Source organism: Gillisella vitis (assembly GCF_001541345.2).
Taxonomy (GTDB): Bacteria; Pseudomonadota; Alphaproteobacteria; order Rhizobiales; family Rhizobiaceae; genus Allorhizobium; species Allorhizobium vitis.
Genome location: NZ_LMVL02000002.1, coordinates 219,294 through 235,692, shown reverse-complemented (window position 1 = coordinate 235,692; position 16,399 = coordinate 219,294). Strand labels below are relative to the sequence as shown.

At 57.4% G+C, this 16,399-nt stretch carries 13 protein-coding genes; 6 read left to right on the top strand and 7 right to left on the bottom strand.

The annotated features are described in order from the left end of the window. Positions 1-10 precede the first annotated feature (10 nt). Positions 11-1,015, bottom strand: a complete 1,005-nt coding sequence (locus tag ASB66_RS05920; protein WP_060719289.1) for a tetratricopeptide repeat protein — start codon at positions 1,013-1,015, stop codon at positions 11-13. Between the two features lie 68 nt (positions 1,016-1,083). Beyond that, the gene (locus ASB66_RS05915) at positions 1,084-3,168 is read right to left on the bottom strand and encodes an ATP-binding protein (protein WP_081089134.1); all 2,085 of its coding nucleotides are present in this window, start codon (positions 3,166-3,168) and stop codon (positions 1,084-1,086) included. Between the two features lie 509 nt (positions 3,169-3,677). Here ASB66_RS05915 and ASB66_RS05910 point away from each other — a divergent pair. Genes ASB66_RS05910 through ASB66_RS05890 form a run of 5 tightly spaced genes read left to right on the top strand, consistent with a single transcriptional unit; the run spans position 3,678 to position 10,592 of the window. Then, positions 3,678-3,980 carry a HigA family addiction module antitoxin gene (locus tag ASB66_RS05910; protein WP_156545141.1) on the top strand — a complete coding sequence of 101 codons (303 nt, stop codon included), beginning with the start codon at positions 3,678-3,680 and terminating at the stop codon, positions 3,978-3,980. Then, positions 3,967-6,741, top strand: a complete 2,775-nt coding sequence (locus ASB66_RS05905; protein ID WP_060719290.1) for a class I SAM-dependent DNA methyltransferase — start codon at positions 3,967-3,969, stop codon at positions 6,739-6,741. Before ASB66_RS05910 ends, ASB66_RS05905 begins: the two co-directional genes overlap by 14 nt. Beyond that, positions 6,738-7,349, top strand: a complete 612-nt coding sequence (locus ASB66_RS05900; RefSeq protein ID WP_060719291.1) for a hypothetical protein — start codon at positions 6,738-6,740, stop codon at positions 7,347-7,349. Before ASB66_RS05905 ends, ASB66_RS05900 begins: the two co-directional genes overlap by 4 nt. Continuing rightward, positions 7,346-9,400 carry a DEAD/DEAH box helicase gene (locus ASB66_RS05895; protein ID WP_060719292.1) on the top strand — a complete coding sequence of 685 codons (2,055 nt, stop codon included), beginning with the start codon at positions 7,346-7,348 and terminating at the stop codon, positions 9,398-9,400. The genes ASB66_RS05900 and ASB66_RS05895 overlap by 4 nt, the downstream gene beginning before the upstream one ends. Then, positions 9,393-10,592 carry a GIY-YIG nuclease family protein gene (locus ASB66_RS05890; RefSeq protein ID WP_060719293.1) on the top strand — a complete coding sequence of 400 codons (1,200 nt, stop codon included), beginning with the start codon at positions 9,393-9,395 and terminating at the stop codon, positions 10,590-10,592. Before ASB66_RS05895 ends, ASB66_RS05890 begins: the two co-directional genes overlap by 8 nt. Before the next feature lie 124 nt (positions 10,593-10,716). Here ASB66_RS05890 and ASB66_RS05885 read toward each other — a convergent pair whose 3' ends face one another. The 5 genes from ASB66_RS05885 to ASB66_RS05865 all read right to left on the bottom strand — a co-directional run bounded on the left by ASB66_RS05885 (position 10,717) and on the right by ASB66_RS05865 (position 16,020). After that, a complete protein-coding gene (locus tag ASB66_RS05885; RefSeq protein WP_060719294.1) occupies positions 10,717-12,732 on the bottom strand; it encodes an ATP-binding protein in 2,016 nt (671 codons plus the stop codon). Between the two features lies 1 nt (position 12,733). Further along, positions 12,734-14,125, bottom strand: coding sequence for an SIR2 family protein (locus ASB66_RS05880; protein WP_060719295.1), 1,392 nt, complete (start codon positions 14,123-14,125; stop codon positions 12,734-12,736). After that, positions 14,122-14,565: a PIN domain-containing protein gene (locus tag ASB66_RS05875; RefSeq protein WP_060719296.1), complete on the bottom strand. Its 444-nt coding sequence runs from the start codon at positions 14,563-14,565 to the stop codon at positions 14,122-14,124. Before ASB66_RS05875 ends, ASB66_RS05880 begins: the two co-directional genes overlap by 4 nt. Beyond that, a complete protein-coding gene (locus ASB66_RS05870; protein WP_060719297.1) occupies positions 14,562-14,861 on the bottom strand; it encodes a hypothetical protein in 300 nt (99 codons plus the stop codon). Before ASB66_RS05870 ends, ASB66_RS05875 begins: the two co-directional genes overlap by 4 nt. 505 nt (positions 14,862-15,366) lie before the next feature. Next, positions 15,367-16,020 carry a TetR/AcrR family transcriptional regulator gene (locus ASB66_RS05865; RefSeq protein WP_060719468.1) on the bottom strand — a complete coding sequence of 218 codons (654 nt, stop codon included), beginning with the start codon at positions 16,018-16,020 and terminating at the stop codon, positions 15,367-15,369. Between the two features lie 199 nt (positions 16,021-16,219). Between ASB66_RS05865 and ASB66_RS26560 the strand changes: the two genes are divergently transcribed. Then, complete coding sequence (locus tag ASB66_RS26560) at positions 16,220-16,363, top strand: hypothetical protein (RefSeq protein ID WP_174084556.1); 144 nt, start codon at positions 16,220-16,222, stop codon at positions 16,361-16,363. The last annotated feature ends 36 nt before the right edge of the window (positions 16,364-16,399 follow it).

Here is a 16,399-nt window from a genome sequence, read left to right as displayed (position 1 = left end):
AATCAAGGCTTCAAAAACGCGTGCGTTGATATCGCCATGGTTCTATCGGTCGCCCATGGCGGTCGGCCTTCTTCCGAACGATCTCCGCCGAAAGGACATCGTCGATCCGCGCGCGTGCTGCCTCCTCTTTCAAGCCCAACGCCTGCCGTTTTTCAAAGTCGTGCTCCCACAACAGCGCCTCCTGGCATTCGAGGACCGCGGCTCTTTCGGCGAGAACTTTGGGATGCGTGTGCAGCCAGCGTACAAAGGCGACAGCATCCGGTGTTCGCTGCCATAGGTCGCCGCACTGGTTCAGATAGTCGCGAGCGGTCTCCGGTTCGGCAAGGTTCGAGCCGTGCCAGATCGCAAGCGCCGCCGGCTCGGGGGTCCCGGACAACATCTCGGCGATATAGCCGTTCGCGACAAAACCATGGCGTAGCCTAGTCGCGGCAGAGATGGGGTCACCGGCCTTCAGGTGCAGCAGGGCATGCTCATAGTGATAAGGCGGGTAGTGTGGGGCTTCATCCGTGAAAAAGCGCTCGGCCTTTGCCGTTTCACCGGCGCGTAGATATTCCGGACCAATCAGGTAGCGGATGCCCTGATTGTCGTTCGGGTTCCAGGCAAGCATCCTCTCCATCAGCCGTAGAGCATCCTTGCGTTGGCCAAGCCGGAGCTGCGAAAGGACAACGCCATGCGCCGCGCGCAGAAAGGGGCGATTTTCCAGCAAGCCCCATTCGATCGAACCCGCGTAGCTGGCGGGGATCGCGCGCTCACCGACGTCCAGACCATGAAGGCAGGCTTGCAGTGCGAGCTTGGGCTTGCCTTCTTCCATGAGTGCATTGCCCAAGTGGGCATAGCCATCGATGAAGTGGGGGTGACGATCGACCAGCGCCTTCAGCGTCTTGAGGTACTTTGCAGGCGCGAGCGTCCCGCCGTCGCGCTGATCAAGCGCGTCATCCAGTTCCTCGACGATCTGTTCATAACCATCGCCATGACGGAAAACACCGCCGTCATCGAAGATTTCAAGCGTGAGCATGCCCTGTCTCCTGTCTTGCCCTTTCAGCGGGCACGCGACTGCCTTCAATCAATCTCGCGTCGTCACTGTCAGTGCGGACGCTCGCCGCTGGGGGCTGCAGGCGGAGCAGATGGGTGGGCAGGCTGCTCTGGATTCTCCGAGGCACAAGTCGCGGGCTCATCCCCATTGCTCTCATCGGGTTCCTCCACAATGACACCCTCCAGGTATTGGCTGTGCTTTTCCTGCAGATACTTGATCGCGGTGCCTTCATCGGCGGAATGTTGCAAATGCTCCTGGAAGAACTGCAGTCGAGCGCGATTGTCCTCGATCAATTCACCCCACGTCTTGATTCCCACAATATGTCTTGGCCCTTTCGCGATCAGACGCCTTTCGCGATCGGGTCCGCTTTCAATTTCGTGCTTGGCGAAATCGTCGTAGGCGTTCGAAACGAGCCAGAAATGCCAGCGGACCCCATCGACGGTCGAGAACCGCTCATCCGACGTGACGGCGATTGCATATTGTTTTGCCTGCGTGATTTCCTTGGCCCCGATCTTCACCCTAGGAGCTTTGAGCTCGACGATCATGTGTTCGATGTCGTTGGCACGATGCCGCCGGGTGGAGCGAGAGAACATCAGATCGATGATCCCACGCGCCTTGCCGATCACCTTGACTGGCTCGTCGATCGAGATGTCCGGATCGAGATAATCGCGATGCTTTTCAAGGACGCGACGGAGGTCCTTGTCGCTCACCCACAAATTATACTCTTCTCCGAAAATCCACGTATTCTCGGCAAGTATCTTGTGAAGTTGGGTTCGTTCTTTCAGTCGACCTTTGGTTTCAGGATCAAATACAATCGACTCTAGGGCAGATATGAACTTGAGCCGATCGGCAACTGTTTTCGCGGCGGTGATGATTGCTGAAAGTGTCGTCTCTTGCAGGAGTGTGGCGAGTTCTTTCTGTTTGCGCGCAGGTAGATCTAGCACTTCCTTCAAGATCAGTTGCAGCTCTTCGGGTCCGCGCTCGATTGCGCTCCGAAGCATACGAAGGTGCAGAGCTTTGGTCTTTGCAGAGCTGATCGCGAGGTCCGGCGCCAGCTCCTGAACCTGAACTGCGACGATATCAAAGACTTGACGCTCAACTTTTTCGACGGCGTTTTGCGGCTCGCCTCGGTATGGGTAGACATCCTCGGCGATCCATTCGTCGACGAGCGACCGAGCCTTTTCTGCGGCCTTTTCTCGGAAATAATCTTTAATCGCTGATCGTGCGTTTTCGACTGCCGCGGTGAGCAGAGGATCCATTTCCGAGAGGGCAACCCGCTCCTCGTTGTGAAGCTCCTCGACGTAGGTGGATTTCAAGTAGGCGGAGAAAGAGAAGCCGGGCACGTGAAACCGGGTCTCGACCTGATCGAACGGAAATCCGCTTGCGGAGCAGAGATATAGTACGCGGCGTGCATCGGTTCGCCATTCAATAACTTCCAGCTCAACGCTGTGCCGGGCACCTTCCGCGGTTTCGATCGGCGGCAGCGAAACCTTATGGTGGCTGGCGATCGCCTTTGCGGGATCGAGTCTCTGGTCGGCAATCGAGATGGATACACCCCGATAATTCATGAGATAGAGCGCGAAAATCTCGTTCATGTCCTGAACGCCTTCGTCGCTCTCGAAGGTTCTGAAATCGCGCCGGAGATCATTGATCTCTACGATGACCCCTGTCGAGCGGCTTGGCGCTGGCGCTTCCTCGGTGATGGTGACGTCCGTGAGATCAGCTTCGAGCAGCTTGACCTCAAATGCCTTACGGCCGGACGGTTCGTCGTAACACACCTTCCAAGTGGCGGACTGGCCGAGAGCAAATGCCTTGTAGCGGCCGCGTCCTTCTTGCCCATGAATCATACGATGATTGCGCTTCGTCTGGCGGATATGGCGTTTCCACGAGCCACCGAGATTGCCGAAAAGAGCCCGCGCGTCGTTTCGTGAGAACCCGTCGCCATTGTCATAGACGACGATCTTGGACATCCCGCCAGCCAAGTCTTCGTATACGAATTCCACTGAGACATCGGTGGCATCGCCATCGAGGCTGTTCCACAAGAGCTCCGCTAGAGCTGGTATTGGCTTCGCCTTGGTTTGCCGTGCCAGAAAGTCGTCTCTTACTGCAACGGAAACGTGTTCTTCGCCTGCCATGAGCCCCCTCCAGCCCCAGATTGGAGATATTTACTTTCGACCGGATAAGCTATGGCCCGCAGATCGGCAGCAATTCTTGGTATCAAACCCGCTCCCATGCCCTTCTGGCAAGAGGCGCAGGCGTTTTCTGCGACACTAGACCGGCACGTCAACGGAAAACAGGCGTTTTCACCTTGCTAGGATTGATGTCCAGGTCGCGGGCATCGAAGTCTCGGGTGCACGATTTTTTGTGGTGGGCCATAGGGATCGGCGTCGGCGAACCATGACAGCATTTGTCATGGCGTCCATGTGATAGCGCAAACGCGGCGTCGCGATTGCCAACGCTGCCTGGGTGATCTGCCGAGATGTCGTTAGGCGCGGCCCTAAGGTGGATGCGGTCACTTCTCTGAGCGCCTTGGTCACCTCGAATACTACGTGGACAAGATGATCCAGATCCTGCGTGGGCAATTGTCGAGTGTCGATTATCACTATAGGGTTCCGTGGTAGGGTTCGAGCGAATCGGTTGGGCGATGCATCCAGGATTAGTAGTTCGGCAGGAATGCCTCGAAAAGCACGGGCTGAGCGTGACCGACGCAGCGCGCGTTCTCGGCGTGGATCGGCAGACCCTCAGCAACCTGCTGAACGGGCGATCAGGCGTCTCCCCTGAAATGGCAATCCGATTGGAGAAGGCTTTCGGGTTGCCGGCCCGCGAGTGGTTGATCCGTCAACTCGATCACGAGCTGGCCGAGGCGATGCACAAGGCCGACGGCATCGACGTCCAATCGTTTGCTGGTACCCCCGACGACAAACAGGGCGCTCATGAACGCGGTTGAAATCGAAGAAGCCATCTCGGTGCTCGCGGAGCTGCCGTTCGACGCCGAAGAATTTCCCTACGCGTTCCTCGAGGCGTTTGGGAACAAGGAGACCACCCTCAAGCGCCTACGCAAGGGCGACTCCAACAAATCCGATCTAGGCGGCGTGCTTCAGACCAACAACATTCACATCGCTACCTGCAAGCCAGGTGAGGTCACGCACACGCTGCAAGCGTTGAAGGCAAGCTCGGCGACGGCGCGGGCGAAGGCGCGCTTCGTACTGGCGACCGACGGCGAGCTGTTCGAAGCCGAAGACCTCACGACCGACGACGCTCCGATCTCCTGCACTTATGCCGATTTCCCTAACCACTTCGGCTTTTTCCTGCCGTTGGCGGGCATCACGACAGTCAAGCAGGTCCGCGAAAGTTCGTTTGACATCCGCGCGACCAGTCGCCTGAACCGGCTCTATGTCGAGCTGCTGAAGGACAACCCCGAATGGGGCACCGCGCAGCGTCGGCATGACATGAACCATTTCATGGCGCGGCTGATCTTCTGCTTCTTTGCAGAGGACACCGAGATTTTCGATAGCGGTGCCGCGTTCACCTCGGCAATCGAAACAATGAGCGCCAAGGATTCGTCGAACACCCATGAGGTAATCAGCGAACTGTTCCGCGCCATGAACACCAAGGCGGAAGCGCATGCCGCCGCCGGGGTCCCGCGCTGGGCCAGCCGCTTTCCTTATGTGAATGGCGGTCTGTTTTCCGGAACCACGGATGTGCCTCGCTTCAGCCGCATCGCGAGGTCCTACCTACTACATATCGGAAGCCTCGACTGGAAGAAGATCAACCCGGACATTTTCGGGTCGATGATCCAGGCCGTGGCGGACGACGATGAGCGCGGTGCGCTTGGCATGCATTACACCAGCGTGCCCAACATCCTGAAAGTGCTGAACCCGCTTTTCCTCGATGATCTGCGCGAGAAGCTGGAAGAGGCTGGCGACAACGGGCGCATGTTGCTCAACCTGCGCAAGCGCATGTCGAAGATCCGCGTGTTCGATCCGGCTTGCGGCTCGGGCAATTTCCTTGTCATTGCCTACAAGGAAATGCGGGCCATCGAGGCGGAGGTCAACAAGCGCCGAGACGAGGCCGACCGGCGCACGGAAATTCCACTGACGAATTTTCGCGGTATCGAACTGCGTGACTTTCCGGCCGAGATCGCGCGACTGGCGCTTATCATCGCCGAGTATCAGTGCGACGTGCTTTATCGAGGCCAGAAGGAGGCACTACGCGATTTCCTCCCGCTCGATGCTCAGAATTGGATAACGTGTGGCAATGCGCTGCGGCTCGATTGGCTCAGCATTTGCCCGCCCACGGGAACCGGCGTGAAGTACCACGCCGACGATCTGTTCCACACGCCGCTCAATCAGGCACAGATCGACTTCGAGAACGACGGCGGAGAGACGTATATTTGTGGCAATCCACCGTATGTTTGGACGAATGATCAAACCAGCGAGCAAAAAGCCGATATAAAAGAGCTTTTTTCTGCTCTTACACGATCTTGGAAGTCACTAAATTACGTTTCAGGGTGGTTTCTGAAGCTTTGTGATTATAGCAAGTATTGCCCTTGCGATGGGGCGTTCGTTTCAATTAACACAGTGTGTCAAGGCCAGCATGCAATTTTTTTATGGCCGATTATTCTGAAGAACGAGTGCCGCATTCATTTCGCTCACACGGACTTCAAGTGGCAAAATCTTGCCCAGAATAATGCAGGCGTCACTGTCGTAATTGTCGGTCTAAGTCGGAAAAGCAGTGGCGGAGCACGCCTTTTTTACGAAGAAGGGAGCCGCGTACGCGCTATCGACTGTTCAGTCATTGGGCCGTACCTCGTGCCGAACATCGATGTACTTATTGATAAGCGCAATGACCCCCTTTCCGTTGTCGACGTAATGCCGAGAGGCAACATGCCCTACGAAGGAGGGAAATTGCTCCTGAGCATGTCCGAAAGAGACGCAATCCTTCGGCGTAGCCCAGAGTGTGAGACCTTCATTCGCAGGGCTAGCGGATCAAGCGAAATCATAGATGGAAAGCCAAAATACTGCCTTTGGATCGAAGACGGCCAATTGTCGGACGCAATGGCTATTCCAGAAATCGCCGCGAGAGTCGAGGCAGTAAGGACACTCAGGTCCCAAAACTCAGACGAGACTGTTAAGGCGATGGCGGCAACGGCTCATCGTTTCCGCGAAAACAATGCCCCTCGCCATCATCTTATTGCAATGCCCGCAGTGTCGTCCGAGAAGAGAGATTATCTTCCCGTCGATTTACTTGATGATCGTTTTACAATAACAAACCGCGCCTATGGAATATACGACGGAGATTTCTTTCAATTCGCAATTCTTGCATCAAAGCTACATATAGTTTGGGTTGGAACTGTTTGCGGCCGACTGGAGCGGCGTTACTCATACACAAACACGCTTGCTTGGAACACCTTCCCCGTTCCCATGCTTACCGAGAAGAACAAGGCCGACCTGACCCGCTGCGCCGAGGACATCCTGCTGGCGCGCGAGGCGCATTTTCCTGCGACGATCGCCGACCTCTACGATCCCGATGCTATGCCCGCCGACCTGCGCGCGGCACATGACCGCAACGACGAGGTACTGGAACGTATCTATATAGGCCGCCGGTTCAAAAACGACACCGAACGCTTGGAAAAGCTGTTCGAGCTTTACACCAAGATGAGCGCTGGAGCCGCGAACGGTAAGAAGCGAAAGGCCGGTGCGGCATGAGCGCGGCAATCATCGGACTTATGGGCGTTATCCTCGGCAGCTTACTCACCGGTTTCAAAGATTGGCTGACGCACCACTTTAAACGCAAGGGCAATGGCCGATATGCGGCTGTTCGGCTCATCGCTGTTCTTGATGAATATGCGCAGAGCTGCGTTTCTGTCGTCTCCCACGATGGAACATGCGAGGGTCGCCCAGCCGGAAGGACCGAACAAGGCGAAGAATATTACGTCCCACAGTCCACCAAACCGGAGCCACCGAGCTTTCCAGATGACATAGATTGGCGAAGCGTCAGCTTCAAACTCACGTACCGCATCTTGTCCTTGCCAAACGATGCTCGCGAAACGGATCGATATATTGCTGCCTCTGCAGAAAATTCATTTCCGCCTGACTACGACGAATTGTTTTCTGCGCGACAGGAGGGCTACGCGCACCTTGGCTTAGAATCAGTGAATTTGGTCAAAGATCTGAGGCACGAATTTAGGTTGCCCGATACCCCCAAGAAGTTCTGGGACTGGGGTTGGGATATGGAAAAATTCTTCCAAGACAAACTAGCTGAATTTCAAAAGCATCGTCAGATTAGCGGCAAGAATGAGGGACTTGACTTATGACAGGCGAAAAACAAGTCCCCTCTGTCTCGGTTCGCTACGCCACCAACGGCAGCTCGACCAAGGCCAACGAGTTCGGCATGCGGCAGATGCAGGAACGTGCATTCGACAAACGCGGCGAGCAATATCTGCTGATCAAGTCACCGCCAGCCTCGGGCAAAAGCCGTGCGTTGATGTTCATCGCGCTCGACAAACTCACCAATCAGGGCGTTAAGCAGGCTATCATCGTCGTGCCGGAAAAATCCATCGGCTCCAGCTTTCATGACGAGCCGCTGAGCAAGCATGGCTTCTGGTCCGACTGGCATGTCGAGCCGAAGTGGAACCTTTGCGATGCGCCGGGCAACGACAATGGTGGCAAGGTCAACGCCCTCGGCACCTTCCTCGAAAGCGATGACAAGGTGCTGGTCTGCACCCACGCGACCTTCCGTTTCGCTGTCGACAAGTTCGGGATCGAGGCCTTCGACGACCGGCTGATCGCAGTGGACGAATTCCACCATGTCTCGGCCAATCCCGACAACAAGCTCGGCCTGCATTTAGGCGAGTTCATCGCGCGCGACCACGTTCATGTCGTCGCCATGACGGGCTCCTATTTCCGTGGGGATGCCGAGGCTGTGCTGGCGCCGCAGGACGAAGGCAAGTTCGAGAGCGTCACCTACACCTATTATGAGCAGCTCAATGGCTACCAGTACCTGAAGCAGCTCGACATCGGCTATTTTTTCTATTCGGACTCCTATGCCGATGACATTCTAAAAGTGCTGAACCCAGCCGAAAAGACGATCATCCACATCCCGAACGTCAATTCGCGCGAAAGTACGAAGGACAAGATCAAGGAAGTCGAGCACATCATCGAGGAGCTGGGTGCCTGGCAGGGAACCGATCCCGCCACTGGCTTTCAGTTGGTGAAGACGGCGGAAGGCAGGATTCTGCGCATCGCCGATCTGGTCGATGACGATCCCACCAAGCGCGACCGCGTGTCCGCCGCGCTGAAAGACCCCTCGCAGAAGAATAACCGCGATCATGTCGACATCATCATAGCGCTCGGTATGGCGAAGGAAGGCTTCGACTGGATCTGGTGCGAGCACGCGCTGACCGTCGGTTATCGCTCCAGTCTGACCGAGATTGTGCAGATCATCGGCCGCGCCACCCGTGACGCGCCGGGCAAGACCCGCGCGCGCTTCTCGAACCTAATCGCCGAGCCTGCCGCCGCAGATGACATCGTGACCGAGGCTGTCAACGACACTCTGAAGGCCATCGCCGCCAGCTTGCTGATGGAACAGGTGCTTGCGCCCCGCTTCGAGTTCAAGCCAAAGAATCCCCAAAATGAGCCGACGCCGGGCTTCGACTATGGCGAGGGCGGCTTCGATCCGAACAAGTGTAACGTCGGCTTCAACGAGGAGTCCGGCAAGTTCCAGATCGAGATCAAAGGCCTGGCGACGCCCAAGAGCGAGGAAGCGACGCGGATTTGCCAAGAGGATCTGAACGAGGTGATCGCCGCCTTCGTGCAGGATAAGACCACGATCGAGCGCGGCCTTTTCGACGAGGAACTCGTCCCCGAGGAACTGACCCAGGTGCGTATGGGCAAGATCATCAAGGACAAGTTCCCGCAGCTCGACGCGGAGGACCAGGAGGCTGTCCGCCAGCATGCCGTGGCGGCGTTGAATCTGACCCAGAAGGCGAAAGAAGTCGCGGCGGGCAGCGCGCTCGGCGAGGAGAGTGCGAATACCGCCTTTGTCGATGGCGTGCGCAAGTTCGCGATGGACGTGCGCGAGTTGGACATCGACTTGATCGACCGGATCAATCCCTTCGGGGAAGCCTATGCCATCCTTGCCAAGACGATGAGCGAGGAGAGCCTGAAGCAGGTTGCCGCAGCGATTGCCGCCAAGCGCGCCACCCTGACGCCGGAGGAGGCGAAGGTGATCGCCAAGCGCGCCGTTGAGTTCAAGCGGGAGCGCGGGCGTCTGCCGTCGATCAGTTCGACCGACGCTTGGGAAAAGCATCTGGCAGAAGGTGCCGCCGCGTTTGTCCGCTTCAAGGATGAGGGCCGCTATGAGTGATCTCGACCTTGATGAACTGCGTGCGGAGCTCGACGATTTCGCGCAACCGGAAAAGAAGGGCGGCCGTTCGCCCAGGGCGGAGCGCATCATCGCGGGCTTTGAGGAGATTCAGCGCTTTGTCGAGAAAAACGGCCACGCTCCGCGCCATGGCGAGCATGGCGATATATTTGAACGGCTCTACGCCCTGCGGCTCGACCGACTGCGCGCGCTGGAAGAGTGCCGGTCCCTTCTCACACAGTTTGATCACCAGGGACTGCTTACAGGTGCGCCCATGGCGTCTGGCCCGCCCGCTGACTCGATGGATGAGGACGAACTGCTCGCCGAACTGGAGGGCGCGGCCGGTTCATCCGACATCACCGCGCTGCGCCATGTGCGCACTAGTGCAGAGAAGCGCGAGGCCGAAGAAATCGCGAGCCGCGAGAAGTGCGTGGATTTCGAGAGATTTAAACCCCTATTTCAGCAGGTACAGGTCGATCTTGAGAGCGGGCAGCGGACCACAAGACCTTTTGTCAAGGACGCGGGTTTCTTGAAAGCCGACATTCAGCCCGGGCAATTCTTCATCCTTGGGGGCCAGACCGCTTATGTGGCGGAGGTTGGTGAGCCGATAAAGGCGCCCAATGGCGAAACCGACGCGCGGCTCCGGGTGATCTATTCGAATGGCACCGAGAGCGACCTGCTATTGCGATCGCTGCAGCGCGCCCTCTACAAGGATGAGGCTGGTCGGCGTATTACCGAGCCCAGCGCCGGCCCGTTATTCGATGACCAGACTGGCGATGGTGATCAGGCCAGCGGCACGATCTATGTGTTGCGGAGCAAGTCCGACCACCCCTTGGTCGCAGCCAACCGTGAGATCCTGCACAAGATCGGCGTGACGGGCGGTAGCGTCGAGCGGCGTATCGCTAACGCTCGGCTTGATCCAACCTACCTCATGGCCGATGTCGAGATCGTCGCAACTTACGAACTCTACAACATTAACCGCGCTAAGCTCGAAACGCTGATCCACAAGGTCTTTGGCGCCGCTCGCTTGGATGTCGAGATCAAGGATCGTTTCGGCCAACCGATCGTGCCCAAGGAGTGGTTCTTAGTTCCGATATTCGCCGTTGATGAGGCCGTCAGTCGCATCAAGGATGGCACGATCACGGGCCATGTTTATGATCCGAAAACTGCAAATTTGGTGCGTTTTGACCGCTGACGTTCCCCAACACGGCTGCGATTCTTGTGAGTATGCAGACCCGAGGCGCGATCGCCCCTGTGGCATCACCGTGTGGTCGCCAAAAGAAGGTGTATTCCCGCAACAGTAAGATAGGGCTCGCGGGTCAGTCTGCTGGTTTCGGGCTGTTTACCCCCCAGGCATCAATGACATGATCTAAGGGGAAGAGCTTCGTTTCCTTTGACCACTCGTGGTAGGGCGCGGCGGTTTGGCTATATGGCCCGGGATCGGGGCGGTCGAACTGTACGCGCGCTGGAATATGGAAAGCGCTGCCAAATACGATGGCTTCGCCGGATGCCAATATTGTCACTTGGTCGAGCAGGCGCCGTGCTTGCATCGGAATGATGCGACGGAAGTGGTCGATATCATCGGGATTCTGCAGCCGATGGCTGATGAAATTGGCGCATTGGCTGATGATAGTCTGGCTGATTTCGCTGGGTCGCTGGCTGGCGATGATCAGCGACAGGCCAAACTTCCGACCTTCCTTGGCGATACGTTCATAGGTCAGACGCGCTTGACGATGGCCGCGATCCTCGTCCGAACGACCTGGCCGGGCATAATTATGCGCTTCTTCTAAGACCAAAACCCATGGATGCTTGTATCGGGACGCTGCTGGCAGTCGCTCGCGCGCCTCTAGCAAGATGCGGCCAATGACGGCGCAGGCATAGGGGAGGACTTCGTTGCTCAACATGGACAGGTCGAGCACTGACACCTTGGGGCCCGTCGCCTTGCCGAGACCGAAGCGGCCGAACCAGGACGAGAGGTCGGCGATCGCCACGGCCGCTTCCTCGTAGTTGAGAAACGAGCGCCAACGTTTGTCATCTAATCTGGTTTTCAGCCGGAGCTTCAGGGTCGTGAGATGCGCATCGACCCTGAACGTATCTTCCTTGGAGACCGCCCGATTGATCAACGATGGATCCGTCAATGTTGCCCGTGCGATCGGAAGTGGCGAATCCGCAGTGCGGACTCCAGCTTCGGCGGCACCACTGCCTCCGACGATTTGCTCGCGAATCTCGTCTTTCAGCTTTTCCGCTTCCGTCGCCACTGCGGCCTGGTTGTTCATTACCTCGGTGTTGTAATCGTTGGCCGTTCGGTGATGCGCGAATAGGGCTTCGAATGCCGTGGTATCGATCCCGGTGTCAGCGAGGTGGCCGATCGCGGCATCGCAGTAGGAGCCAGCCGCCTTCTTCTTGATGCGGGTGAGTTCGCTCAAAAGCTGATCCAAGGCGCTCATGGCATTCTGAAGGGAATTCAGGTTGGCGGCATCATCTGCACTTCCGCCCTTCGCAATGGCCCACCAGTCCTTGAGCACGGGCTCTTGGGTCTGCTCCGATGCGCTCAGCCAGGCACAGATTTCCTCGGCGTTGAGGAACCACAACGGAACGCCAAATTCCTCGCCGTTTAGGTAGACCCGATCAGGCTGGCGCACGGTCGTCTTGCCTGACGGAAAGGCCTTCTCATACTCGCCGTTGATGTCGAGTATGAAGATGTGCGGCTCCTGAGCAGCGCCGTCGAGTGCCTTCATCGCTTTTTGTATGAGGCTCGACACCGAATAGGACTTGCCGGAGCCGGTGTTGCCGACGATGGCCAACGGCCGAGAGAATAGGTCGTTGTACGAAGCGCGGACGACATTGCTCGATTGACCCGTCGGGTGACCGATCTTCAGCTCGCAATCAAAGTCCTTTGCGTTGTAATCTTCGGGCTGGTTCCGGCGCGGTGGTATCTCGAAGACGGCGCGAAGGATTTCGGGCGACCCGATCTCAGCGGGCGTGTCCAGTGTGGGCAGCACTGAAATGCCTGGACTGAACGAGGGCTCGTTGTCGATGCGCTCGATCGTCCCCAGCAATTGCACGCTCGCGACTCTTCTGGGCTTCATCAATTCGAGGCTGAGATCATCGCCGCTTGTGGGATCGAAGCTCTCGCGCGCTTCGAGGTCAGTGATGATGCCGATGACAGTTTCACCCGCGCCCAGCGAGAATGTCAGATAGGCATTGATAGCGATCGCTACTTGAACGCCGTCAAGCGTCGCCCGAAGCGCCGATCGAGTTTCGGGCAGAAGCTCGACTTTTATACGGAAGCCCTGAACTGCAACGATGTGGCCGACGAGGCGCGGGTTGTCCATGTCAGACTCCCGGGTCCAGATCTGGCGCAGGCGTCGAAGACGACGCGATTTGCTTTTCGAAGCGCCTCAATCGGAGAAAGTCGTCGAGCCACTGGACGTCGGGCATCACCGACCTAGCGAAGTCGTCGAATGTCGCATGCTTGAATGCCGCGGCGGTGAAAGCGGCGTCGGTCGGGCAAAGGACGAAGGCCCGCTTACCCAAATCCTTATAGCGCCGAATGCGGTCGATAACCGGGCTCTTCGGATTAGGCTCAACGACGAGCATAACCAGCGACGGATTCATGAGTGCGTTTTCGATGATGCGACTGACATGATCGTCGCCAAATCCATAGCCGAGGACGAGAAGGAAGGTTTGCGGAATGCCCAGACGCACCTGAAACGACCTGAAGAGATGCGCGTAGGGCATCGTTAGGGTCTGGGCGAACTTGTTGGCGGTGGGGAGGATGCCAACCGAGGGCGTGTCCGTGGCCAGCTTCGACAGAGCCGCGGCTTTGTCGGCCGTGTTGAGGCTTCCGTAAGCGCAAAACGGTGCCAGGCTTGGATGCCGAGCGCGCATCTCGCCGTCCTGCTCAAACCAATGGATTGAGCCGTGAAGCTTGTAGAAGTGCAGGAACTTATCGAACCGGCGAACGCGACCCTCGGCAACCTCGCCCGGGTAGTAGACGTCGAGACCATAGACCGACGGATCGAAGCGGGCGTCGGCACGGCCAGTGAAGCCGTCGAAGTACTGGATGCCGAGGATCTCAAGCGCCTGTTCGAAGAGGGTGTCGTAATTCAGCGTGAAGAGGTGAGTCCGACCGAGATTGCTGTCACGGGCGACAAGCTTCGAGAGAAACGCGAGCTGTGGTGCGATTCCGCCGGCTGTTTTGGCGGCTCCAGTGTCCGGTAGGGATAGGGCGCATTCAGCAAAGATCGCCATGCGAAGCCGATCGACGAACCATCGAAGCTCGGCGACGGTTGGGCCTGGGGCGATCGGCCAAATAACACCTTTGAACGGCGCATCGGTGGACTCGGTGACGACGAGTGCATTGGCGATGAAGGATAGCCAGCCTTCGAAGCCAATGACCGGTTCGTCCATCATGTTCGCGTAATCGACATCGGCCTTGCGGGCGGTGATGATCGGCGTAACGGAAGCGGGCAGATCGGCAAGCGCTTCGATTGTCGCAAAGACTGCAGTTTCGAGATTGGCCATCGTCTTGCCACCGGAACTGACCGATGTCCCGGAGCCGGTGAGGACAACTAGGTTCTCCATGCGCAGCCATTCTGCGATCAGGGCCTGCAGGCGGACGCGGCCTTGCTTCTGATCGAGCGCCGAAAGGATATCGCCGACATCGCCGCTCTCGGTTAGACCGATAAGCTGGTATTCTAACGGCGCTGCGGCTGGTCCTGTCATTTCTTTCCCCCGTCGCCGTCCCTGATCGGGTTGACGATCTCGATATCGAAGAAGTCTTTTTCGTTGTCGGTCACGACGATGCAGTCGTTGGCTTCGGCAACGGCGGCGATGATCGTGTCGAGGGCGCTTCGAGGGCGTCCGTTGGCTTTGCCGTCGGCCATGAGCCGCGCCCATATGAGGCCAGCCTTATCGTCAAACGATAGAACCCGGCCTGCAAAAAGCATCTGTGGACCGTCTGGGCCCATGAACCAGGTTTCGAGTTCGTCACGTCGCTTGCCTGCTGGCTTCTCAAGCACGCCACGGCGAATTTCAGCGACAGTGAGCGAGGCGATGAAAAGGTCATCGTCGTTTTGGTTTGCCATCCATACGAGCAGGGGCTCCGATGGGGTCGGTTTCGTGACGTTGCTGATGATGTTGGTATCGAGCAGATATCGCATCAGATCTCCACCTTGCGTCCTTCTTCGCGAGGACGACTAAGGTCGAGATCGGCTTCGACGAGCGGGGATCGGCGCAGTGCGGCAAGGATGCCGCCTTTCTTCGGAGGCTCACCGGCGATGGTCTGGCTGACAGCCGCGCGGAGGCGAGAGGCATCCGGGCCGTCTTCGGCAAGGCGGCGCGCCAATGATCGAATAAGGTCGCGGTCGGCATCGCGACCAAGCACCTCAAAGCGCGCCAGACCGCGCTCGCTAAGGCGAGATCGATAGTTTTGGATGGCGCGTTTTTGCGAGCTGCCCATAGTAACCTCTGACTTATTTCCAGTAATATAGCCAGAAAGTAGCGTTTTAGCAAGGTTCGGGTTAGGCTGTGCGCGGCTCGCCAGCGGCTGGGTGGCACCAGCCCACGATGCGTGATATGTATTAAGTGACGGTACTTTTTGACGCGAGTCGGATATGTTGCCGGGCGCCGCGAGTGCAAAAATCGCCCGACTGGTCCCGATAGTTGGCGAAACCTCAAAAATATTTTTTTGGCGATTTTCCCTTTAAAATCAAAAGCGTAACTTTTTGGCGGCCTACGCGTCGGAATTTCGTAGTGGCCGCAAAATATTTGCGAGCAATTTCAATTGGTTATATACTATTTATACAATCGAGTGGGAATGATCCTGCCGATCCAGGCGTGCATATAGGCCGCCGGATTTATGCGGCTCGTTCCCGTTGGACCTCGCATCCAGGATGCAGGCGAAGGCGGAACGAGTCGTGAAAAACATGTACGGCTGACGGACCGACCTTCGTGAGCCGCAATTTTCAGGCGCTGCCGACGTTTGTTTCTGGCTCGCCATCTCCTAGGCGCTGCAACGCAGGCATCAAGACCGTATCCAGCAATCGGTTGAGGAAAACCTCGTCAGCCGGCATGCGCCTGACCACCGCCTGATAGAAAATCATCGTTTGCGCCACATCGTCGAGCGGCTCCACCTCCAGGGCCTGCGCCCGCAATGCTCCCCTTTGCACCGCCCGATCAATCACACCGCGCCATCCTTCGTTGCGAATTGCTTCGAGTTTCTTGGAAAGCAGAGCAGCCAGTTCCGGATCATGGTGCATGGGCAATAGCAGGCCCGCAAGCATACGCGCCCGCTCTGGATTAAGCGCCTCGGCAAGCATTTTCAAAAACGCGAACAGGTCGGCACGCAACGAACCGTGATCTTCCAAATGCAATTGCAGCTTTGCCAGATCATCCTCGATTGCCGCCATGACCAGGCTCTTTGCATCCGGATAGCGCCTGTAAATGCTGGTCGCGGGAATACCGGACAGCCGTCCGACCTTGGCCATGGTCACACCCTCAAGACCCGTCTGGCTGAGAAGCTCCAACGTGATGCGAATAAGCGCGTCATCAAGGTTCTTGTCGCGTGGGCGGCCTTGCTGCGGTGAATTGGAATCGTCAGCGTTCAACACAATACTCATCTTAAAAACCGCCCCGTCGATATCGATGCGCATCGCCGCGATACTCGCTCTTGATAGCGGAGGCAATTGGGTTTATGAATTTCGCTATAGACCCATAGCGAAATTCATAAACGATGAACAACGTCAACACCTGGCTCCCTCCGCACTCACAAACAGCAAGCAGACGGTCGATCCGGTGGGGAGGTGCGTCACATCTGTGATGATAGAGCAGGAAATCGTCTCGCCAACGGAACCGAAATACGAGGACGTGGCGACGATATCCGGCACCTTCGACGAAGAAACCGTGACCGGCTTCACACGCATTGAAATGGTGGGAACTGGCGCGGCTGATCCCGTTGCGTAACGCCGCAACCGGCGCACGCCGTTAAGGGGGTATTGC